We start from the raw sequence: 20,457 nt of genomic DNA on the forward strand, positions 1-20,457 counted from the left end.
TCACCCACTCAGTCCAAGGGGTAAACCTGCCTCCCATGCGCGCCCGCACTCTGGCCCGGTATGCCTTACTCGGCTCAGCCTCAATGGAGCCTGCTCTTATCTTGCCGCCTTCCTCGTTGCGGGCGAACACAAACCTTGAGCGCATATCACCGCCGCCAACGGGCTCCACTTCATATTTGAAATAAACTACAGGGCCTTCCGGCATGTCCCAAGACAACACCAACTGAGGCCTTGACGACCTATTCACAGCCTGCGCGCAAACCAAAACCACACCCCCGAGCACCCCCGGGCTGGGTGTCGGCGTCGGGGTGGGCGTCGGAGGGGGCAGACAGGTCTTGTCTATAGGGTTCACCCTTCCATCGGGACAAGGCAGGCACTTGTTGGTAACCGGGTCCACATAGCCAAAACTACAAGGCACCGCGGTCGGCGTCGGGGTAACAGTCGGCGTCGGGGTAACAGTCGGCGTCGGGTCGTGCTTGCATTGCCCTGATGAGAGTGTGTGATCCGCCGGGCAGATGAGAGTGGCGCCGTATTCGCGGGTCGTTGTTATCAAGCAGTTGGAGCCCGACAGGGTCCCGAAATCGCATCTGTAGGTAACCGACCTCGACTCTGATGTCGTCCGCGAGCACTTCGAACCCGAACGCTGGAACCCCGCAGGACACGACGCCACCGCCGCAACCGTGCTCGTCGTCGTCCGCGAGCACTTCGAACCCGAACGCTGGAACCCCGCAGGACACGACGCCACCGCCGCAACCGTGCTCGTCGTCGTCCGCGAGCACTTCGAACCCGAACGCTGGAACCCCGCAGGACACGACGCCACCGCCGCAACCGTGCTTCGGACATGCTTATAGCAGATCCGAGATTGGAACACGGCTCCAAGTGTGTACCCCGAAGGACATGAGGCTACGGCGGGAACGGTTACTCCGCCAGGCAGCAGGCAACTGGAGCCCGACAACGTGCCCAAACCACACCGATAAGTAACCGACCTGTGCTGAGTTGTCGTGCGCGAGCACGTCGAACCAGACAACTTGTATCCCGAAGCGCAGCGATAGATGGGCGCCCGGGTCGACGTGCTGGAAATCAGGCAGTTGGAACCCGACAACGTGCCGAAATCGCACCGATAAGTAACCGACCTCGACTCTGTGCTGGAAATCAGGCAGTTGGAACCCGACAACGTGCCGAAATCGCACCGATAAGTAACCGACCTCGACTCTGTGCTGGAAATCAGGCAGTTGGAACCCGACAACGTGCCGAAATCGCACCGATAAGTAACCGACCTCGTCTGAGTCGTTGTCCGCGAGCACGTCGAACCCGACATGGTGAAGCCGTCAGGGCACGATGCCACCGCCGGCACAGAGCTCGTTGACGTCTCGGTGCAGGTGTCGCCGTTGAGGGTGTCGCCCGGATTGCAAGTCGAGGCGGGAGCGACTTCGTGGGCTGTTGCTGTGCTGGAGGCCATGAGCAGCAGGCACAGCAATGGGATGAAAAAGCGGATGACCTTGGTGTGGCGATTCATTGCCATTAATCGCCATCGCCGAGTCCTTCCGTCGTTTCGGCCCCAGGTATGCCGATGAAGGTCTGGCGCCACTGCCAATCAAGCGCTCGCGGACGACAACCTGCGGAACCAATAAGCCATCGGACTGGGCCGCCGACAAGACGATCTCGTGATCTAAGCGGTAAGACACTGCCTGTGCCTCAAACGGAAAGACAGGCATAACACCAGGTCAGATGATTTTCTCTGCCGCATCAGGGCACAGCAGCTAGCCGGGATCTGGCGATATGCAGACGTTGACATGGCCCAGCGCGGGGGTGTAATGATTAATGGCAATTAATCGCCGCGGGCTATTACGTCTGCGGTTGTGACTCTTTCAATCCAAGCCCTCATTGAGCAAGTAGCTGCGGCAAAGTCAGCAGCAATCGCACCCAACACCTCAAAGTCCTACGGCAGCGGCTGGCAGAGTTGGCAGAAATGGGCCGACAAGCACGGCATCCGCTGTTTCCCAGCCAAACCCGAGGAATTGCAGATCTGGCTGGTCGCCTTGGATGTCGAGGGGAAGAAGCCGACTACGCTGCGGGCTTACCTTGCCGCCGTTGGCCACCACCACCGAAACAACCTCATCGAAGACCCGACGCAAGATCCCGAAGTGCAGTAGACGATGCGAGGGATCGACCGTCGGGCTGCCGCCCGCGGCTACACGCCCAAGCAGGCAAGACCGCTCAGGTGGCACCACATCCAACAAATCACCCAGCACGCAGAAAAACAGCTCGCTCGGTTAGATCTTCGGGCTGAGGACAGGCAGAAGCTCCTGACCGACATCGCCATGCTGGCCCTTTGCCACGATGCCGCTCTGCGCTGTAGCGAGCTCTTGGCGCTGACTTGGAGCGACATCTCCTGCTCAGACGACGCGATAACCGGGAGGGTCTTGATCCGGCGCTCTAAAACCGACCAGATGGCAGAAGGGGCCGTATGCCCTCTCTCCGCCTACACGCTCCAGGCCATCGAGCGTATACGGCCCCTGGAAGCCCAGCCCGAACAGCGCATTTTCCCCATAAGCGCCAGCACTGTGCGGCGGCGGTTCAAAGCCGCTGCTCAGGCAGCCGGCATCGACCCTACCGGCATCACTACCCACTCGCCGAGAATCGGCATGGCCCAAGATCTCGCCGCCGCCGGCGTCGACATGCCCGCGCTAATGATCGCCGGCCGCTGGAAGCAACCCGCAACCGTCGCCCGCTATATCCGAAACCTCGCCGCCGACCACACCCCCGTCGCCCAACACCTCCAAACCCAAGACTTCACACCAGAAGAACCCAGCCCCCCAGCACTGCCGGCCAAGAGCCCCTCCCGGCTTAGAGAGGCCCGAATGGGTTTCGTCAGCGCTGTTGTCAAGACAATCCCGGTCTTCGGTCACACATTGGCAACAAAACTGCACCCGACAGCACAGAACACAGCCCGCAAAGCCCCCTCCCTCGCCAGCTACCCGATCTGGTCGCTGGTCAAAACACTCACCGCCCAGTTGGCCACCTTCTCACCGGAAATGGGGGCGCGGGTGGGCCAGGGGCGGTCCAGATCGACGAGTTGGCCGCGGCTGATCACGCTGCGGAGGTTGGCCCGGTCGGCCAGCACGGTGACATCGGCAGCCGAATCACCGTCCACTACCAGCACATCGGCAGCCATTCCGGGGGCCAGCGTGCCTACCTCGCCCTCCATGCGCAGGGCGATGGCCCCGTTGACGGTGGCGCAGGCGATGGCCTGAAGCGGGGTCAGTCCCACCGACTCCACCAGCGCCTCCATCTCCCACCCGCCCCCACTTCGGCTGCTACCCGGTGGTGTTCGCGGCCTAAACATCAGCTCACTTCGCGAAAACAGCTCAATCCTTGGAAGCCGCCCTGATTCCCTATACTGAGTTTGTGGCTCGCAAGATCTGGACGGCGGCGGAGTTTGAGAAGCTCACTCCTGCCGAGCAGGATGCTGAGTTCCAAGCCAGCATCGTCACCGACCTCAGCGAGGTTCCTCCCGAGTTCCTCGACCGCATTCGCAGCCGCCTCCTAAGCCGGACTTCCCCACCCAACCCTTCCAGCTCCGCTTGAGCGGCAGCCGAAGAGCGGTCCGGGTCACCTCGGACTTGTTCCGTGATCTAGACAGGGCACTCCCGACCGAGCGTGGTCCTGCTGGACAGCCTTCGGCAATCGACTTCCAAACTCTTGAGCTGCTGCGCATCGTCGAACACTTCGCGGTGTCATTTGACGACTTACCCGAGCTGTTTCCAGATCGCGCCTACTACCGGCTTTTCATCGCGGCCGGCATGCTCGTTCCCCGATTCTCAGTGATCGGCCAGCTTGCCGCCGACGGCGCCGTAGAGCTCGTTCAACTTGAGATCGACCTCGACGCCCTTTGGTAGATGCGGCATAGGTTATGCCATGCCGGTGGTGCTATGTTGGTGGTGTGCGGACAATGATCATCCTGCCCGACCACCACCACGCTTCAGCCAAGCGCAAGGCCGCTCACGAGGGTATCTCGCTCTCGGAGTACATCCGCCGACTCGTGGCCAGCGACCTAGACCGGGACACTCCCGCGGTGGATCCCTCGACCATCTTCGGGATTTTCGACGGCGGTGGATCGAGGATCTCTGCTGGAAAGCAGGCCATGATCAGCGAGGCGATTGACAAGCAGTTTGCCGCCAAGGGGATCTGACCAGTGGCCCCGGTCTTCGTGGACACCAGCGTTTGGTACGCCGCGGCCGATGCCGGCGATGCCCACCGCGACGTCGCCCAGTCGCTGCTCGCCGAGCATGCGGGGACCCTTGTCACTAGCGACCTCGTACTGGGTGAGCTGTGGAACCTCATCACCGCTCGCTCGAACCACGCCCTCGCCAATCGCGTGATCGGCGCGATCGCGGCGGGCATCGCCCAGATCGAATGCACGACGCGCGCAGACTTCGAAGCGGCCCAAACGGTGCAGGCCGATTACCCCGACCAAGCATTCTCCCTGACCGACCGCACCAGCTGGGCGCTCATGGAGCGCCTCTCCATCACCCAAGCACTCGCCTTCGACACCGACTTTCGCGTCTACCGCTACGGCCCCCGCAAAAACCAAGCCTTCGCAGTCCACCCCTAACAGCCGACGTTTCCCTCTTATAGCCCAGCACGGCTCGAATCCCATCGTCGATGGCGCCGACAAGGGCAGCAGGCAGCTGTCCCACGCGCTCAGTCAGCCAGGAACGGTCCACCAGCTCCAGCCCGAGCGGCACTGCGACGGAGTCCGTTGGCAGACCCGTGGCCGATGAGGTGAGCAGCACATTACCGGCGAGGCCCGTTCTTTCGAGGTTCGAGGTCAACGGCACGACGTGTGCCTGCCAGATGTCAACGCCGAGAACATCGTTTGATGACAGGACGACACACGGTCGGCGCTTGTCGAGACTGGCCCAATACACCGCGCCGCGCGCTACCACGGCGCAGAGCGCTCCATCCGCTCGCCGGCTGCCAGCGCGTCCTGCTCGCTCAAGCGCTCGCCGGCTGCCAGCGCGGCATCAGCCACGAGCTGCTGCGCAAATGTCAAAGTCGAGCTAGCCGAGTGGCGCCTAAGCTGGTCAGTCACCCACCTTGAGAACGGCATGCCAAGACTCTCGTACACCCCTCGTGGTCGGCGCGAGCTACCAGATGGCGACCGGGTGAGTGTGCTGGTGTTTGCGCATACGACCGTCTTTGGTGATGAGCTGCCAGCCTGACTCGATAGCAGTGGCGTAGATCAGCCGGTCGGCTGGGTCGCCGGGGAAAGACCTGGGCAACGCGGCAGCCGTCACGGCGATAGCCGGGGTCAGGGCCACTGTGCGCACGGTTTGTGCCAGTGCGTCAAGCCATGTGGGGATCGGCTGAGACACCGTTATCCGGCCGCGGCCGGCCTGCCAGGCGAGCTCGTACCAGGTGATGGCGGCAACGGCGAGCTCGTCTGAGGACTCCAGGGCAGCAACAGCAGGCGAACTCAAGCGGTCTGGCTCTGCGGACCACCACTGCACAACGTGGGTGTCCATCAAAAGCGTCGTCAACTGGATTCCCAGGCTTCTCCGGTGGAGAACAACAACTCGTCGTCGGCTGCGCTGACCGCGATGCCGGCAAACCGGCCCCGCAGCGCAGCAGGGCCGACGGCCGGAACAAGCCGGGCCACCGTGCGCCCGTGCTTGGTGATCTCAATCTCGTCGCCCCCCGCCACATCATTGAGCAGCGACAAAAGCTGGCTCTTCGCCTGCGTCGCGGTCATCTGCCGATTCATTCTGACCACTATACCGGTCACTTCGCCAAAACAACTCAGTCCATTTATCAACCCGGTGACAAATGAATGAAGACCATCACGGCCTGTTGCGCAAAAAAATCCGAGTGTGATTGTTGTGGTTGCCGGGGCTCTAAGCCAGGGGGTTACGGTCCGGTCTGACAGTCCCTCTACTCGATCAGGTCGCTGGTCAGGATCTGGGCGGCCCAGTTGGCCACTTTCTCGCCGGGGATGGGGGACCGGGTGGGCCAGGGGCGGTCCAGATCGACGGGTTGGCCGCGGCTGATCACGCTGCGGAGGTTGGCCCGGTCGGCCAGCACGGTGACGTCGGTGGCCGGGTTGCCGTCCACCACCAGCATGTCGGCGGCCATGCCGGGGGCCAAGGTGCCCACTTCGCCTTCCATGCGCATTGCGATGGCGCCGTTGGCGGTGGCGCAGGCGATGGCCTGAAGCGGGCTCAGCCCGACCGATTCCACCAGCACTTCCAGCTCCCGGGCGTGCCAGTGGCCGTAGGGAGTGAGGGCGAACCCCGATTCCGAGCCGCACAGCAGCGGAACCCCGGCATCGTGGGCCTTGGCCATCATCTTGGCGGTGGCCTCGATCTCGCCCCGGAACACGTCCTGCATGCCGGCCCCGGCGCCCACCAGATGGCCGTAGTCGGCCAGGTTGGCCAGGAAGGTGAAGGTGGGCATGAGGGCGGCACCGGCTTCGATCACCGCTTCGAGGCCAGCTTCGTCCATGAACGACGCGTGCAAGATGAGGTCGACCCCGGCCTCGGCACAGGCCCGGGTGCTGCCCGCTGAGCGGGCGTGGGCCATCACCGGGGTCTCCAGTTCATGGGCGGTGTCGCACACCGCCTTCAGCTCATCGGGCTTCCAGGCCAGCAACTCGCCCTTGTGGCGGGGAATGGACCCGGTGGCGTGGATCTTGATCCAGTCGGCTCCGTACTTGATGTGGCGGCGGGTCATCTGGATCATCTCATCGACCGTGGTCACCACCTGGGCGTAGCCCACCACCCCGTTGTCCGGAATGAGCCGCCCGGCAGTGCCGCCCACCGCGGTGACCAGCGCTTGCACCCCAGTGGCCATGCGGGGGCCCTCCACCACCCCGGCGTCCACGGCGTCGCGCAACGACGGACCCATGGAGAACAGCGTGTCGGGGTCGCAGAATCCGGTGACCCCGGCCATCAGCAGCTTCTGGAGGTTCTGGGCGGCGATCAGCGCGGCCAGGGTGTGGTCGCGGTGGAAGAACAGCTCGTCGTTGGACTGCACGTCGTCGAAGGTGCAATGGACGTGGGCGTCAATCAGACCGGGCATGACGGTGCATCCGGCGGCGTCGATGACTATGGCGCCGGGCTGATTGGTGCCTGCATCGGGGCCGACAGCGGCAATGCGGTCGCCTTCCAGCAGCACCGAGGTGTCGGGTTGGGGTGGGGAACCGGTGCCGTCGATCACCGTTCCCCCGGTGATCAGGATGGGCGTCGGCTCGGTCATCTGACTTAGCCCCTTTCAGTCCCCCAGCAAGGCCGCGGCGGCGTCTTTGACGGACATGCCCACCTCGACGCCTCGGTCGCGGGCTGGCTGGTTGCACGCGCTGATGATCCCCTCATCGTACGCCTTGAAGGCATCGCCCACCGGAGCACTCCACGCATCGCAGCACGCACCGGCCAGTCCGTGGGCCTCGGTGATGGCCAACCCGGCGATGCCGGCGTCGTTCTTGCTGCGGCCTCCGTCGGAGCAGATGAAGCCGTGGGGGCTCACCTCTAGCAAGAAATCCGCCCCGCTGCGCCCGGTGTGGCCCGCGGTGACCAGCACGTTGCGGGAGTCCTCGGGCAAGGCGAACACGATTGAGTCGGTAACCACGATCTGGCGTCCGCTGTCGGTAGTGGCCTTGACCTCGCGGCGGATCTTGGTGCCCTCGTCCACCTCGCCGGGATCGTTGTTCAACAGCAGCTTGGCCGCCTCTGACACCGCCATACCCTCGGTAACCCCGCAGCGTTCGGCGTAGATGTTGAGCCGGGAGATGACCCCGGTCTCGTAAAGATCGAGGCCGTTGCCCAGCTCCGCGCTCATCCCGTCGGCGGTGGCTGCCGGTATGCCGAGGGCCTCCAAGAACCAGAGCCCGGAGATGCCCGCGCCGTCTTTTCCGATACAGCCGTCGTGGCCGATCACCCCCTTCGGCCGATGGGGGGCCATGAGCCGGGCGGGCAGCACTCCGAGATACGAAGACGGCACCACCACGTCGTTGCCCCGGTTGCGGGCGTCCACGTATCGGGCCGAGTCCATGGTCACGATCCGGCGGTCGCCGTCGGTGTAGACCACCTCTTGGGGGTGGTCTTCTTCGTTGGCCAGCAGTGGGGCTTCTTCAGGCACGGCTCGACGTTACTCCTTGCTTGCTCCGTTGATTCCCTACAGACCGGTGCGGCCGGCTTCGCGGATCATGGGGGCGTAGTCGGCGAAACCGGGGGCATCGGGTCGGGCCCCGGTGGTGAATCCGGCGTCGGTGGCCAGGGTGTGGCCGCTGGTGTAGCCCGACTCGTCGGAGGCCAGCCACAGGGCGGCGTTGGCCACGTCGGTGGCCAGGCCGGGGCGGCCGATCAGCGGGGAACTGGCGGTGAGCTCAGCCAAGGCACCGTCCATGTTGGTGTGGTCGCCGGTATGGGCGAAGGCCACCATCGGGGTGGCCATGGACGCAGGAGCGATGCAATTCACCCGGATGCCGAAGCGGCACAGCTCAGCGGCGGCGTTCTTGGTCAGGCCGACCACGGCGTGCTTGGCGGCGGCGTAGGCGTGGGGGCCGAGGCCGCCCATCACCCCGGCGGTGCTCGACATGGAGATTATCGAGCCCGTCATCCGGGGCTTCATCACCCGGGCGGCGTGCTTGACGCCGTAGAACACCCCGTGGAGAAGGACGTCGATGCTGGCGTGCCACTCGTCGGCCGGGGTGGTGTCGACAGGTCCCACCGCTCCGACGATGCCGGCGTTGTTGTACATAACATCGAGCTGTCCGAACTCGGCCACCGCGGCGTCTACCAGCCCGGACACGTCGTCTTCGGAGGTCACGTCGCAGTGGACGTAGATTGCGGCGCCGCCTAGAGACTCGGCCAGTTGCCGACCGGCGTCGTCTTGGATATCACCGATGGCCACCTTGGCGCCCTCTTCGGCGAATCGCTCAGCCGCGGCCCGGCCGATACCGCTGGACGCCCCAGTGATAGCCGCCACCCGTCCGTCAAGTCGCTTGCTCATCGTTGCCTCCTGTGAATCGACTGCGCCCGGCACCGTAACCTGAGCGGCCTATGGAGACCAGATCAGAAGACGCCCAAACCCTCGACGTGGATCGAATCCAAGATCTCTTGGACCGCGACGCCATCCGCCACATCCAGGTTCGCTACGCCTGGAGCCTGGACAACCACAACTGGGAGGCGCTAAAGGAGATCTTCTTGCCCGACGCGGTGGCCGACTATCGGGGCGAGCGGTTCGAGGGGCTTGAGGCCATCGTTGCCAAGTGCGCCTCGTCGCTGGAGCCAGCCGACGCCAGCCAGCACCTCAACGGCTGCCACTGGGCCCAGATCGACGGCGACAAGGCCATCGCGGGCTGCTATTTCATCGCCACCAAGTACATCGCGGACACTCCCGGCGGCGACACCTTCATCGTCGGCGGTAAATACATCGACCAGATGGTCCGCACCCCCGAAGGCTGGCGCATCGCCCACCGCCTCCTAGAGCAGACCTTCCTAGACGGCAACCCCGAAGTAGAAACCCTCTCCCAAACCCGCTGGGCCACCCGCCAGCAAGACAGCGGCTAGCAGCTAGAGCCTGAGTAGGCGGGTGGCGTTGGCGTTGAGGGTGTCGGCTAGGTGGGCGACGTCGGGTCCGGTGCCTCGGTCCCAGCCGCCGAAGTTGGTGCCGTAGACCAGGCGGTCGGTGCCGTATTGCTCTAGGGCCAGGGTGAGCTCGGCGGCGCCTGTTATGTGGCAGTCGAACCACAGGCGGCTGAGGGCACGGTCGAAGGCGCCGGGCTCTTTGATCCACTCGGGGGCGGCGGGGCGGCGCTCGGCCAGCTTGCGGAGCTTGGACAGGATGACCGGGGTGGTACCGCCGCCGTGGGACAGGCACAAGTCGAGGTCGGGGTGGCGCTCAGTAACCCCGCCAAACACCAGGGTGGCCACCGCCACCGTCTCCTCGTAGGAATACTCCAGCACCAGATCGAGGTCCCAGCGGCGCAGCCGGGGGTCGAGTAGCGGCCCGTCGATGCCCGACTGGGTGGGGTGCAAGAAGTGGGGCACGTTGAGCTCAGTACACAGCGACCAGAGCTGGTCAAGGGCTGGGTGGTCGAGCGGGGTGCCGAAGTCGGTGCCGGTGTAGCCGGCCAGCAAGCCCAGTTCCCGCACTGCCCTTTGGAGCTCCGCGCAGGCGGCGTCAACATCCTGCATGGGCAGCGCGGCCAGCCCGACGAAGCGGTCGGGGTGTAGGGCCACCGCGGCGGCGAGGTCGTCGTTGTGGCGACGGCAGAAGTCGATTGCTAGCTGCGGCTCGATGAAATGGAGGTAGGTGAGCGGGTTGGGCGACAAGGCCTGTACCGAGATGCCCTGGGCGTCCATGGCCTCCAGGCGCATGTCCAGCTCGATGAACAGCGATCCCCGGTAGGCCACTCCGTCGAGCTGATAGCCGCCCACCCGGAACCAGGGGGTGCCGTCGTCGTGGGCGCCGATCTCGGGACCGCACGGCCCGGCCGCTCCCATCGTGCCCTCCAGCACGATGTGGGCGTGGACGTCGATAAGCCCGGTCATGTCAGCCCGCGTACCTCACATCGGTCCGCCGGGATGCGGCGGATGATCCCATCAACGGCCTTCCATGATCCCGTCGGCACCGGGCAGCCAGGAGGCCACGCCGGAGATGGGAATGGCGCACACCACCGCCTCGGTGATCTCAGCCTCGCTGGCCCCGGCGTTGCGGGCGCCGTTGCAGTGGATGTTCACGAACCGACTGGAGAACTCGGCGGCGTTGATGGTGCAAAGCAGCAACTCCACGTGCTTAGCGTCGAGCTTGTTCTCGGCCAGCGACCACTGCCGCATGAGTACGTAGCCCTCCAGCGCCCGGGGAGCGTTGTCGGCCATCACCTCGATGTAATCGGGCACGAAGCCGAAGTAGCTCTGGAAGTAGTCGAGGGCGGCCTGGCGGTCGAGGGAGAAATCGGGGATCGGCTCGGTGGACTGATCGGCGGGGATGTCGAATGCCTCGTCGACAGCCCGGGCGAAGGCGTTGTAGGTGGCCTCCCCTCGGGAGATAAGCACGGCCAGCGACGCGCCTCGGGCGTCGCTCAGGGTGAGGCCCAACTCGCGGGATCGGGTCAGCTCGCGAAGGGCCAGTTCAGGCTGGACCCTCACCGACGCCGCACACGCCATGTAAAGCGCCTTGGCCCACGCGGGGCAGGCGCCGTCGCGGTCGGTCACGTCGCGGATGCGGGCGTAGCCCTCGGCGAACTTGGGGGAAATGGCGGCCAGCTCGCCGCTCGACAGCGCGGGGCTGCCCAGGTCGCTGTGGACCGCGTTGTTGGTCGTGGCTTGCATGGTCATGGATTGCTACCTCCGTATGCGTTGTGAAACTTACAAGGCGAGCGTCGGGTGGGTCAGAGCTTGGACACTTCACCGCCGTCGATCACGAAACAGGCGCCGGTGACGAACCCGGACGCCTCCGATGCCAGGTAACAAACCAACGGTCCGAGCTCATCGGGCTGACCCATGCGGCGCACGGGGATCTTGCGCAGCCGGGCAGTCAGGGTGTCGGGATCGCCCAACACGGCAGATTGAGCATCGGTTTCGAACGCACCGGGGGCGATCACGTTCACCCGGATGTCGTAGCGGGCCCACTCCCCGGCCAAGGCCTCGGTGAGCCGCAACAGCCCGCCTTTGGACGCCGAATAGGCCGCCAGCGTCGGCTTGCCCTTGAGCGCCGAAGTGGAGGCCACGTTGACCACCGAACCGGGTTGGCCGATGTCGATCCAGTGGGAAGCGGCCCGTCGGGCCAGCGCAGCCGGCGCGGCCAGGTTCACGGCCAGCACCTCGTCGAACACATCGTCGGGCTGGTCGACGAATTTGGATGCGGGGGCTATGCCAGCGTTGTTGACCACCGAGTCGAGGCGGCCGAACCGCGCCATGGCCTCGTCCACGAGGGTGGCCACTGCGGCCCGGTCCCGCATATCGCACGGCACGGCGGCCACCGCGTCCCCCAGCTCGTCGGCTAGCGCAGCCAAGGCGTCGGCGGAGCGGGCTGCGGCCACTGCTCGGGCCCCCTCGGCCACCATGGCCCGCACCGCGGCCTCCCCCAGTCCCCGGCTAGCCCCGGTCACCACCGTCACATGGCCGTCCAAACCCCAATCCACTGCCATGCTCCTAATCCTCGTCAGCCCGGTCGGCCACTTCGTCGCACAGCCGGGTGGCGATGCCCAGCCGCAGCACCTCGGAAGCTCCCTCGTAGATCCGCATGGGCCGGGCTTGGCGGTAGTAGCGCTCGATGTCGGAACCCCGAATGAGCCCCCATCGGCCCATCACCTGCACGCAGCGGTCCACCACCCGACTGGCGGCCTCGGTGGCGGCCAGCTTGGCCAACGACGACCGGTCGAGATGGGCCGACGGATCCTCCCGGGCGGCCTCGGCGGTGGCGTAGGCCAGCAGCCGGGTGGACTCCAGCTCGGCCCAGGAGTCGGCCAGCAGCCCCGCCACCGGCCCCAGCCGCACCAGCGGCCGTCCGAACTGCTCGCGTGTGGCGGCGTGGTTGGCGGCACAGGTCAGCGCCCCGTCCATGAGGCCGACGGCGGCACCGGCCACCGAGATGCGGAACACCGACAGGGTGGCCAGCACATGGCGGAATCCCGCGCCGGGCTCTCCCAGGCGGGCTGAAGCGGGCAGGCGCACGCGATCGAAGGTCACCTCGCCCAGCACATGGGGGGCGATGATCTCGGGGGAGGGCTCCATGGAGACTCCGGGGGCATCGGCGGGCACCAGCACCAGCGAGAACCGGTCCTCCTCTTTGGCCATGGTGGTGTAGAAGCCGGCCGCTCCCCCGTTGGAGATGAACGACTTGGTTCCGTTCAGCTCCACCTCATCGCCGTTTGCCACCAGCGTGGTCTCGATACCCCGCAGATCGGATCCGGCTACCGGCTCGGTGAGGGCCAGGGCGGCCAGCACCTCGGCGTTGGCCACTTTGGGCAGCCAATCCTCCCGCTGCTCGTCGGTGCCGGCCACCGCGATGGCGTAGCTGCCGATGCCCTGAAGGGCGAACAGCGAATCCAAGTGCGACGAGGCCCGCATCAGCGCCTCCCGGGCCACGCACACCGCCAGCGGGTCCACCCGCTCGTGGCGACCGCCGTGGGCCGCCGGCACCATCAGCGAGCACAGGTCGCTGCTGCGCAGCACATCCAATGTGGGCTGGTGGACGTGGCTGCACTCATCGGCTTCCGCGGCGAACCCCTCAACCAGGCGGGCCACCGCCCGGGCCTCCTGCTGGATAGCCAGGATGTCAGGGCCAAGCTCGAACGCCATACGATGCTGGACAGTATGCGGTACGGGGAAAGGACACCACCGTGAGCGACATCATCGTGGAGCGAAACGACCGAGTCGTCTGGCTGCGGCTGAACCGGCCCGAGCGGCTGAACTCCTATGACCGCACCACCATCGACGAGATCATCGCCGCGTTCCGGGAGCACGTCGACGCCGGGATGGTGGTGATCACCGGACAGGGCCGGGCGTTCTGCGCCGGGGGTTACCTGGCCAATCTGGCCGAGGCGAACTTCTATGAGCTGCGGTCGATGTTCTACGGTTCGCTGGAGCTGTTCGACGCCATCCGCAATGCCCCCATGCCGGTGATCGCCGCGGTGAACGGCCCCGCCTTCGGAGGCGGCAACGAGCTGGTGGTGGCCTGCGACTTCGCCATCGCCGCGGAATCGGCCGAGTTGGGCCAGACCGGGGTCAAGGTGGGCAGCGCACCGGTGCTGGGGGGCACCAATCTTTTGGCCATGACCATCGGGGAGAAGCGGGCCAAAGAGGTGGCCTTCTTGTGCCGTAAATACTCCGCGGAGCAGGCCTGCGAGATGGGGTGGATCAACGCGGTGGTGCCCGACGATGAGCTGGAAGACGAAGTGGGACGCTGGTGCGAAGAGCTGCTGAAGATGAGCCCCCGCTACCTGGAGGCGGCCAAGATCAGCTCCAACGTCTATTGGAACCAACTCAGGGACAACATGGCCTCGGGGCTGGGGATGCTGGCCCAAGCCATCGGCTCGCCCGACATGATCGAGGGGGCCACCGCCTTCATGGAGAAGCGCCCCCCGGAGTTCCCTCCGAGAACCGCCCGATGAGCGCAGAAACCGACAAGCAGACCGAGGTGCTGGCCTCGGGCCGGGGGCGGGTGATGTGCATGGACTCGGCCTACGACGTGGACGAGTCCAACCGGGACCGGGATGTGTGTGTCAACTCGTCGTATTGCGGGGTGCTGCCCGCTCGGTTCATCGCCGAGCACCGGCCCCGAGCGGCCATCGGCATGGACTGTGGGATCGGGCCGGAGGGCTCCGCCATCGCCGGGCTGTGGTACCTGGAGGCCCTGGGTATTCCCGCCGCGGTGGCCGACGTGATGACCGCCCATCTGGGCGACGGGGTGCATCTCTATGAACATGGCGTGGTCAGCTTCGTCAACCAGCTGGCCTTGGACTGCGGGGTGACCGCAGGCATGTCGGTGCGCGATGCTGCCGCCGCGCTGCTGGACAACGACCCGGTGGCCGCCGCGGCATCGGAAATCACCAACCGGACGGTGATGGAGACCGCTCCCGACGGGCGCTGCGTGGTGGCGGCCGACTCCATCGCCTTTGGCACCAGCGAGGACACCGACCGCAACGTGCTTGTCACCGCGGGCCACACTGGCCGCTCAGCGGTTCCCTACCTGCGCCGGTGCCGGCCGTTCGGGTTCATATGCTCCGACGGCGGGCGGGGCATGGACGACTCGGGCATGGCCGGGCTCACCGTTGTGGAGGCCGAGGGCCTGGCCGGCGCCACCGTCGATGCCCGCCGCGCCCGCATGGGCAGCGGCCTGTCCCACTACCACGACGGCATCATCTCCGCCGCCAACGCCCTCGCCGCCTCTGCCGGCGTCGAAGTCGGCATGCCCTGCCCCCAAGCCGCCAGCCTGCTGCTGAATCGCGCCCCCAACTAGCATGACGAGCCGGTGACCACCGACCTGCGAGCAGCACTCCGATGACATCTCTGGCCGCGATTGACCTGCTGGCGCAGTCGTCTGAAGACGCCATCATCGACGAAGCCCTGACCGTGTCCGACTGGATACAGGCAGGGATCATCGTGGCCGCCTCAATCGTGGTGTCCGTGATCGTCGCCCGCCTGGTACGAAGAGTGCTGATCCACGTGGTGGGACCGGGCTTCGCCGCAATCGTGACCGCGAGGCTGGCTGGCTACCTCCTTTTCCTTGTCGGGTTGTTCTACGCGCTTACCAGTCTGGGGGTCCAGGTCGGGCCGCTGATCGGAGCAATCGGGCTGGGCGGCTTGGTTCTGGCACTGGCATTGCAGAAGCTGGTGGAGAACTTCTTCTCCGGGCTGATCCTTCAGGCCCGGCGGCCTTTCAGAGTGGGCGACACAGTGCTTCTGGGCGACCACCTGGGCGTCGCCACCGACATCGACTCCCGTACCACCGTGCTGCGCGGTCTTGACGGATCGGCGGTGCGCGTTCCCAACAGCGAAGTGGCCGCCGGGCCCATCGTCAACCTCACCAACGAGCCCTTGCGGCGCAGCGAACTGGAAGTGGGCGTGGCCTATGACACCAACTTGCAAGCAGCCACGCAGTGCCTCACCGAGGCGCTGGGGCAGGTAGAAAGGGTGAGCGCTGAGCCGCCAGCACAGGCGCTGCTGACCCGCTTCGGGTCGTCCAGCATCGATTTCACCCTGTACTACTGGCACGGCAGCGATGTGCCCACCGAGTTGGCCACCCGCCACGACGTGATCCTGTCAGTCCACCAGAGCTTTGCCGCTTCGGGCATAACCATCGCCTTCCCGCAAATGGTGGTGTGGCCGGGCCACGACGAAGACGACCAGCCCTACCGGGGCCGCGCCGGGATCATCGCGGCGGACCCGACACCGGGCACCCAGTCGAACATGCCACCCGCCTTGGTCCGCCAGCTCTCCCGGTGGCGCGTCCGCTCCGGCATCCTCCGCCGTTTCAACCCCGGCGACTAGCCCCGCCCAAGCCACGAACAATGCTGGTTGTGACTGACCTGGATCGAACGTTTTGGGGGCTGGATTGCGTTGCGCCAACGGCACACTTGGAGGCGCTGGCCGAACTCGAGGCGGCAGGCCATACCGTGATCGCGGCCACCGGTCGTCGGTTGCGGAACATCGCCCGACTGTTCGATATGAACGGTCTCCTTTTGCCCGCTGTGGCGCTCGACGGCTCGATCGGAATGGACTTCACCACCAAGGAGCGCTTTCACCGCATCGCATTCGACCCCACTGCCCTTTGGGAGCTGCTGGCCACCCTCGACACCCACGGCATCCGTCCCTGTCTATACATAGACGACCGGGGCGAGCCCGGCGGGGACGTGGTGCTGCCCGAGAACCCAACCAGCGAACCCACCCATTTGCAGTTCCAAGAAGAAGACATCAACCACGCCCTCAGCCCCGCCGACGTCGAGACCGATGTGCTGGAGCTGGTGTTGACCGGCATGACCTCAGACCTCGCCCATCTGGCGGCCAAGGAGGTCCATTCAAGGTCGCTGGGAGTCGCCCGTGTCGACGAACCCGACCCCCTCTTCGGAGGAAGTCGCCTGACGGTTTCGCCCCCCGGGATATCCAAAGTCTCCGGGGTAGAGGCCTTCTGCCGATGGCAAGGACATAACGTCGAATTCGCCGCCATCGGCGACGGAATAAACGACCTCGAACTACTAGAAGCCGCCTCCATCAGCATCGCCATCGCCGGCAGCCACGCCAGCCAAGCCACCACCCCCCACCACACCATCCCTCCCCCCGAAAAATCCGGCTGGGCCACCGTGCCCCAACTGGTGAATTCTTGGCGACACAGTCTTTAGTTTGCGGCGCATAGGTGTCATCGCCCGGGGGTAGGGTTGTGGCCGTGGCAGCCCCTTCGTTGTGCTATCCCAGTGCAGTTCCGGTTGAAGACGCCTGCCGGGCTTTTGGCGATGAGCCGGCGGCTACTCGGTTCTTGGAACAGGCCCGGTGGCCTAGGGGGCCTGCTTGTCCCCGTTGTGGGGCGAAGGCGAAAAGCCGATTTCTCGATGCCACCGGGAGGAGATGGTGCGGCCGGTGTCGGCGGCGATACAGCGTGCGCACAGGCACGATCCTGGCCAACGGCCATGCCCCTCTGAGGGGGTGGGCGGTCGGCGCAGTCCTCACCGCCAATGGCCCGTTCACGGTCAAACCGGGGGCGCTGAGCAGGCTGGACGGGGTTTCACCGGGGGCAGCGCGAGCAATTGCCGACGGCATTCGCTCAGTGTGCGGAAGTCGGGTCAGCCCTTATGACCGGCCCGAGCAGCTCGCGGCCCGGATCACCCGGGCGAACGGCCAGGACAGGGAGGTGGGACCCGACCGATCCAGCGAGGGGTCCGCGTTGAACTGGATGCACTGGTCGTCTGACCGCCAATTCGCGGTTCCAGCCAGTGCGGAGCGCTGGCTGACGCCCCCTGCTCCACCCGAGCAATTGCCGGCATCGCTGCCACCCCATCCCCGCCCCGACATCACTGAGGCAGAAGTGCTGGTGCTGACCGTGTTGCGCTCCTATCTCGGTGGCGCCGACTCAGCGGTTATCGGCGACGCCGCGGGGATCGCCCGGCGCAGCGCACAACGGGTGCTTCGACGCTTGGAAGCCGACGGGTACGTCGACTCCGCATTCGCCGAGGTGCCCTGGAAGCACCGAACCCGGCGGATACTGAGATGGAAGCTGGCCCAGGGCGGCCAACTCGACGACCTGCGCCCCTATCTGCCGATGATGCGCTGGGCTCGGCGCGCCCGGTGCCCCGAGACGCTGCCCCCCGACCTCTGGCACCTGTTCTGGTCGGGCCCCGACCCCGCCGACATCCGGCTTCCCCGCGACGCTGTGCTGGTGGCCAACCGGCTGCTCAACGGAAGGCTGTTGGACTTCGACGCCCGCCGATGGGCACTGCGCTGCCTGCCGCTCGACGCCCTCGCAGCGCAGACCGGGATCCCAGGATGCTCCAAGAGCGTCGAACTGGCCGTCGCCGAACTCGTCGAACAGAAATCGGACCAACCAAACCGACAGCCGGAGTCCGGGTTGAGCTCCTACGAAGTTCATGCCCTGGTCGACGGGGTGAGCGTACACATATTCGAAGACCCCAACGCCGAATCCCGCACCGCTGCCGTGGCGGTGTTGAACCAGGGACCGGAGATCGACACAATGCCGGTGGCATCGCTGCAAGACCGCACAGCGGCCCACTAGCCAACCCCAACCAAGCCGCTGGTCAACCGCCCTGAGTCACCCTGCCCATCCGACAGAGTCAGAACCCCGCGGCTCTGACACACCCGCTGGGCCCTCGGAGCCCCCTGAGCCATCCGGCCCATCGGAAGAGTCAGAACCCCTGTTGCGGCGGGCAGCTTCCTCGGCAGCGGCAACAATCACGGCGGCCTGGTCCTTGATAAAGCGGGTTACCTCGACCAAGCTCACGTTTTTGGTGGCCCGGTAAGCCAGTACGCCGGTGGTGATGCCAACGATGAGCGCTGTTCCCGCAGAGGCACCGATTGAGCCGACCACTGCGACGGCCATCAGGCTGGCCCCGGAGGTCGCGGCACCTTTGAACGCGCCATCGGCGAGCTCGGCGAACTCCTCGGCGCTGCTGGCCTTGTTGTAGGCCCGGGCCATGGCAACCACCGACACCACCATCAACAACGGGTTCGTGCTGACCGCGGCCGACATGCCGACGGTCGAGGCAATCCGGGCGAATTCCTCAGTGTCAGCGCGGTTCCAGCCAAAGATCACCGACACCACTCCGATGGAGGCCCCCAGCAGGTCGGCCGCGTCATAGGTGTTCAGCTCGTAAAGCCAGCTCTTGGGGATCCCGAACCTCGAATTCAAAGAGCCCGCCACCGAATCGAAAGTGCTCTTGTCCCAGGTGGCCAGCGGCAGCCCCCGGGGGGTCGACGCGTCCTTCATCAGCGCCTTGACCGTTCCCAAGGCCTCCTGCACCACCGTGTCGTCCGCCGACACCCCCCTTGCGGCCCTAGCCGCCCCGGCAATGGAATGGCCCCCATCAAACAGCCGGTGATAGCTGCCACCCAGTCCGGAGCGCAGCGCCGAATCAAGATAGTTGGCGTCCATCGCCTTGTCGTAGACCGTCGGAGCCCCCTTCACCGTCGCAGCCACCAACCGGTTGAGGCTCCCAGAGAGATCACTAGCCACCAAAGCCTGCGCCGCCGACAAGACCCGCCCCGCACGCTCCTTCGTCCCATCAATCGCCGCCCTACCCCCAACCCGAACCCTCCAAGCCGTCACCATCCCCACCCCAGCAACCTTCGCCAACCCCCGCTGACCGCCAGCCGCCACTACACCACGTACCTTCCTCACCCTCGATCGCCACCCACCTTCACCAGCTGCGTTGTCCTGTACTCCTTCCTCCCTGTCGGTGAAGTCGCCCATGCAAACAACCTTAGGTCCTACAGGGCTCACATTGACCACCGCACATACGTCACCACCAGACGTGAATGCTCCGAGCCCTTCGCCTGTACAAACAAGCTTATGCCCCTATTCCCTTAGTAGCCCCGCCACAGCGTCCTGGTCTCGGTTAACGGCCAACTCCGGCGTCTCAACTGCGGTCATGCCGACTCCGTGCTGGCCCCCGAAATAAAAGGGGTTGCAATAGCATGAAAGTTCTGTAAGTTTGGAAGCGTGGAAGAGACGGCACCCGTGGAGGTCGAGAAAGGAATTGCCGCTGGTGATGAACCGGTGCCGCCCCATCTTCGGCCTCTGGAGGAAAAGCTGGCTGCAATCGCCGAGTTCAGGAAATTCTGCGACGAGAACATCGAACCGGGGAGCCTCACATCCCCGTATTTGAAAGAGCGGAGGGCACTCAGGAAGCTCTTCCCCGGAACTCTGGTTGATCTCGGGCGTGCCGGAATTATCAAAATGCGGGTCTTCCGCGAAGACGGATCGTCATACTTCTTGCCTGACGACGAAGACCCGAACTCCTGAAATCGAATCGTCCGCCTGTCGTCCTCGACGCATGGCCGATCGTGCGCTACGCCGACGGTGAACCTGCGATCGTGAAGGAACTGGAGGAATTGCTCGGAGAGCCGGCTTCCATCATCGTCTGCAGTATCAATCTGGGCGAGGTCCACTACACATTGGCCCGCCGCGGAGGATTCGCGACCGCGGACAGCATCTGGGACTTCTTCTGCACAAGCGCCCAAGTCGAAGCGCCCACTTTGGAGGTGACCCGCAGCGCCGCAAGGCTGGTGGTCACTAGCCGCATCCCTTGGGCTGATGCTCATGCTGCGGCCACAGCGATGGCCCACGGGGGAGTGGTTTGGGCGGGAGACAAGCACCTGAACAAGCCCGGTCCTTGGAAACGGCGGGATCTGCGCAAACTGGGCATGTCCCCGCGGGGAAGCCGCAAGTAGTAGTTGAGCGCCGTTCACCCTGCGAGTCTTCTAAAGTGGGCAACGATGGCGAAGT

Annotated in this window: 27 protein-coding genes and 2 pseudogenes; 16 read left to right on the forward strand and 13 right to left on the reverse strand. The window is 65.4% G+C overall.

Features of this window, described 5'->3' with window-relative positions; translation table 11 throughout:
* Positions 1–407: 407 nt before the first annotated feature.
* Positions 408–779, reverse strand: coding sequence for a hypothetical protein (locus ACOQPI_RS17640; RefSeq protein ID WP_420620911.1), 372 nt, complete (start codon positions 777–779; stop codon positions 408–410).
* 537 nt (positions 780–1,316) lie between these two features.
* Here ACOQPI_RS17640 and ACOQPI_RS17645 point away from each other — a divergent pair.
* The 3 genes and pseudogenes from ACOQPI_RS17645 to ACOQPI_RS17655 form a co-directional block, all read left to right on the forward strand.
* Positions 1,317–1,574: a hypothetical protein gene (locus tag ACOQPI_RS17645; RefSeq protein ID WP_420620912.1), complete on the forward strand. Its 258-nt coding sequence runs from the start codon at positions 1,317–1,319 to the stop codon at positions 1,572–1,574.
* Positions 1,575–1,859: 285 nt separating this feature from the next.
* The gene (locus ACOQPI_RS17650; protein WP_420620913.1) at positions 1,860–2,153 is read left to right on the forward strand and encodes a site-specific integrase; all 294 of its coding nucleotides are present in this window, start codon (positions 1,860–1,862) and stop codon (positions 2,151–2,153) included.
* A gap of 3 nt (positions 2,154–2,156) precedes the next feature.
* Positions 2,157–2,735 (forward strand): annotated as a pseudogene (locus tag ACOQPI_RS17655) (tyrosine-type recombinase/integrase); the annotation flags it as partial.
* 239 nt (positions 2,736–2,974) lie between these two features.
* Here the strand turns inward: ACOQPI_RS17655 and ACOQPI_RS17660 are convergent.
* Positions 2,975–3,280: an amidohydrolase family protein gene (locus ACOQPI_RS17660; protein ID WP_420621065.1), complete on the reverse strand. Its 306-nt coding sequence runs from the start codon at positions 3,278–3,280 to the stop codon at positions 2,975–2,977.
* Positions 3,281–3,408: 128 nt separating this feature from the next.
* On the opposite strand from ACOQPI_RS17660, the gene ACOQPI_RS17665 reads away from it, so the two are divergent.
* Genes ACOQPI_RS17665 through ACOQPI_RS17680 form a run of 4 tightly spaced genes read left to right on the forward strand, consistent with a single transcriptional unit; the run spans position 3,409 to position 4,615 of the window.
* On the forward strand, positions 3,409–3,588 hold the full coding sequence (locus ACOQPI_RS17665) for a hypothetical protein (protein WP_420620914.1): 180 nt from the start codon (positions 3,409–3,411) through the stop codon (positions 3,586–3,588).
* A complete protein-coding gene (locus tag ACOQPI_RS17670) occupies positions 3,585–3,899 on the forward strand; it encodes a hypothetical protein (RefSeq protein ID WP_420620915.1) in 315 nt (104 codons plus the stop codon). The genes ACOQPI_RS17665 and ACOQPI_RS17670 overlap by 4 nt, the downstream gene beginning before the upstream one ends.
* A 44-nt stretch (positions 3,900–3,943) precedes the next feature.
* Complete coding sequence (locus tag ACOQPI_RS17675) at positions 3,944–4,192, forward strand: hypothetical protein (protein WP_420620916.1); 249 nt, start codon at positions 3,944–3,946, stop codon at positions 4,190–4,192.
* 3 nt (positions 4,193–4,195) lie between these two features.
* Entirely contained in the window at positions 4,196–4,615 is a 420-nt protein-coding gene (locus ACOQPI_RS17680) for a type II toxin-antitoxin system VapC family toxin (protein ID WP_420620917.1), read from the forward strand.
* Here ACOQPI_RS17680 and ACOQPI_RS17685 read toward each other — a convergent pair.
* The 6 genes from ACOQPI_RS17685 to ACOQPI_RS17710 form a co-directional block, all read right to left on the reverse strand.
* On the reverse strand, positions 4,530–4,949 hold the full coding sequence (locus tag ACOQPI_RS17685; RefSeq protein ID WP_420620918.1) for a type II toxin-antitoxin system PemK/MazF family toxin: 420 nt from the start codon (positions 4,947–4,949) through the stop codon (positions 4,530–4,532). The two genes, ACOQPI_RS17680 and ACOQPI_RS17685, sit on opposite strands and share 86 nt — an antisense overlap.
* Positions 4,950–5,150: 201 nt before the next feature.
* The gene (locus tag ACOQPI_RS17690; RefSeq protein WP_420620919.1) at positions 5,151–5,543 is read right to left on the reverse strand and encodes a type II toxin-antitoxin system VapC family toxin; all 393 of its coding nucleotides are present in this window, start codon (positions 5,541–5,543) and stop codon (positions 5,151–5,153) included.
* On the reverse strand, positions 5,540–5,755 hold the full coding sequence (locus ACOQPI_RS17695; protein WP_419847853.1) for a type II toxin-antitoxin system Phd/YefM family antitoxin: 216 nt from the start codon (positions 5,753–5,755) through the stop codon (positions 5,540–5,542). The genes ACOQPI_RS17690 and ACOQPI_RS17695 overlap by 4 nt, the downstream gene beginning before the upstream one ends.
* 179 nt (positions 5,756–5,934) lie before the next feature.
* Positions 5,935–7,257, reverse strand: coding sequence for an amidohydrolase family protein (locus ACOQPI_RS17700; RefSeq protein WP_420620920.1), 1,323 nt, complete (start codon positions 7,255–7,257; stop codon positions 5,935–5,937).
* 15 nt (positions 7,258–7,272) lie between these two features.
* The gene (locus ACOQPI_RS17705; RefSeq protein ID WP_420620921.1) at positions 7,273–8,136 is read right to left on the reverse strand and encodes a hypothetical protein; all 864 of its coding nucleotides are present in this window, start codon (positions 8,134–8,136) and stop codon (positions 7,273–7,275) included.
* A 36-nt stretch (positions 8,137–8,172) separates the two neighbouring features.
* Complete coding sequence (locus tag ACOQPI_RS17710) at positions 8,173–9,009, reverse strand: SDR family oxidoreductase (protein ID WP_420620922.1); 837 nt, start codon at positions 9,007–9,009, stop codon at positions 8,173–8,175.
* Positions 9,010–9,059: 50 nt separating this feature from the next.
* On the opposite strand from ACOQPI_RS17710, the gene ACOQPI_RS17715 reads away from it, so the two are divergent.
* A complete protein-coding gene (locus ACOQPI_RS17715) occupies positions 9,060–9,569 on the forward strand; it encodes a nuclear transport factor 2 family protein (RefSeq protein ID WP_420620923.1) in 510 nt (169 codons plus the stop codon).
* A gap of 3 nt (positions 9,570–9,572) precedes the next feature.
* Here the strand turns inward: ACOQPI_RS17715 and ACOQPI_RS17720 are convergent, their stop codons facing one another.
* Genes ACOQPI_RS17720 through ACOQPI_RS17735 form a run of 4 tightly spaced genes read right to left on the reverse strand, consistent with a single transcriptional unit; the run spans position 9,573 to position 13,304 of the window.
* The gene (locus ACOQPI_RS17720; RefSeq protein ID WP_420620924.1) at positions 9,573–10,553 is read right to left on the reverse strand and encodes an amidohydrolase family protein; all 981 of its coding nucleotides are present in this window, start codon (positions 10,551–10,553) and stop codon (positions 9,573–9,575) included.
* A 51-nt stretch (positions 10,554–10,604) separates the two neighbouring features.
* On the reverse strand, positions 10,605–11,339 hold the full coding sequence (locus tag ACOQPI_RS17725; protein ID WP_420620925.1) for a carboxymuconolactone decarboxylase family protein: 735 nt from the start codon (positions 11,337–11,339) through the stop codon (positions 10,605–10,607).
* 53 nt (positions 11,340–11,392) lie between these two features.
* Positions 11,393–12,151, reverse strand: a complete 759-nt coding sequence (locus tag ACOQPI_RS17730; RefSeq protein ID WP_420620926.1) for an SDR family NAD(P)-dependent oxidoreductase — start codon at positions 12,149–12,151, stop codon at positions 11,393–11,395.
* A 4-nt stretch (positions 12,152–12,155) separates the two neighbouring features.
* Complete coding sequence (locus ACOQPI_RS17735) at positions 12,156–13,304, reverse strand: acyl-CoA dehydrogenase family protein (protein ID WP_420620927.1); 1,149 nt, start codon at positions 13,302–13,304, stop codon at positions 12,156–12,158.
* Positions 13,305–13,354: 50 nt separating this feature from the next.
* Here ACOQPI_RS17735 and ACOQPI_RS17740 point away from each other — a divergent pair, with 50 nt between their 5' ends.
* From ACOQPI_RS17740 to ACOQPI_RS17765, 6 genes and pseudogenes are all read left to right on the forward strand, one after another.
* Positions 13,355–14,116, forward strand: a complete 762-nt coding sequence (locus ACOQPI_RS17740) for an enoyl-CoA hydratase/isomerase family protein (protein ID WP_420621066.1) — start codon at positions 13,355–13,357, stop codon at positions 14,114–14,116.
* Entirely contained in the window at positions 14,113–14,964 is an 852-nt protein-coding gene (locus ACOQPI_RS17745; RefSeq protein WP_420620928.1) for a hypothetical protein, read from the forward strand. Before ACOQPI_RS17740 ends, ACOQPI_RS17745 begins: the two co-directional genes overlap by 4 nt.
* Positions 14,965–15,005: 41 nt before the next feature.
* On the forward strand, positions 15,006–15,995 hold the full coding sequence (locus ACOQPI_RS17750) for a mechanosensitive ion channel family protein (protein ID WP_420620929.1): 990 nt from the start codon (positions 15,006–15,008) through the stop codon (positions 15,993–15,995).
* Positions 15,996–16,024: 29 nt separating this feature from the next.
* Positions 16,025–16,843 (forward strand): HAD hydrolase family protein, encoded by an 819-nt coding sequence (locus ACOQPI_RS17755; protein ID WP_420620930.1) that lies wholly within the window; start codon positions 16,025–16,027, stop codon positions 16,841–16,843.
* Positions 16,844–16,887: 44 nt separating this feature from the next.
* A pseudogene (locus tag ACOQPI_RS17760) lies at positions 16,888–17,076 on the forward strand (transposase); the annotation flags it as partial.
* A gap of 21 nt (positions 17,077–17,097) precedes the next feature.
* The gene (locus tag ACOQPI_RS17765; RefSeq protein WP_420621085.1) at positions 17,098–18,228 is read left to right on the forward strand and encodes a hypothetical protein; all 1,131 of its coding nucleotides are present in this window, start codon (positions 17,098–17,100) and stop codon (positions 18,226–18,228) included.
* A 36-nt stretch (positions 18,229–18,264) separates the two neighbouring features.
* Here the strand turns inward: ACOQPI_RS17765 and ACOQPI_RS17770 are convergent, their stop codons facing one another.
* On the reverse strand, positions 18,265–19,137 hold the full coding sequence (locus tag ACOQPI_RS17770; RefSeq protein WP_420620931.1) for a hypothetical protein: 873 nt from the start codon (positions 19,135–19,137) through the stop codon (positions 18,265–18,267).
* A gap of 534 nt (positions 19,138–19,671) precedes the next feature.
* On the opposite strand from ACOQPI_RS17770, the gene ACOQPI_RS17775 reads away from it, so the two are divergent.
* Both ACOQPI_RS17775 and ACOQPI_RS17780 read left to right on the forward strand, forming a co-directional pair.
* Positions 19,672–19,974: a hypothetical protein gene (locus ACOQPI_RS17775; RefSeq protein ID WP_420620932.1), complete on the forward strand. Its 303-nt coding sequence runs from the start codon at positions 19,672–19,674 to the stop codon at positions 19,972–19,974.
* Positions 19,971–20,402 carry a PIN domain-containing protein gene (locus tag ACOQPI_RS17780; RefSeq protein ID WP_420621067.1) on the forward strand — a complete coding sequence of 144 codons (432 nt, stop codon included), beginning with the start codon at positions 19,971–19,973 and terminating at the stop codon, positions 20,400–20,402. Before ACOQPI_RS17775 ends, ACOQPI_RS17780 begins: the two co-directional genes overlap by 4 nt.
* Positions 20,403–20,457: the final 55 nt, after the last annotated feature.

The sequence above is a fragment of the Candidatus Poriferisocius sp. genome, from assembly GCF_965219815.1.
Classification (GTDB): domain Bacteria; phylum Actinomycetota; class Acidimicrobiia; order Acidimicrobiales; family Bin134; genus Poriferisocius.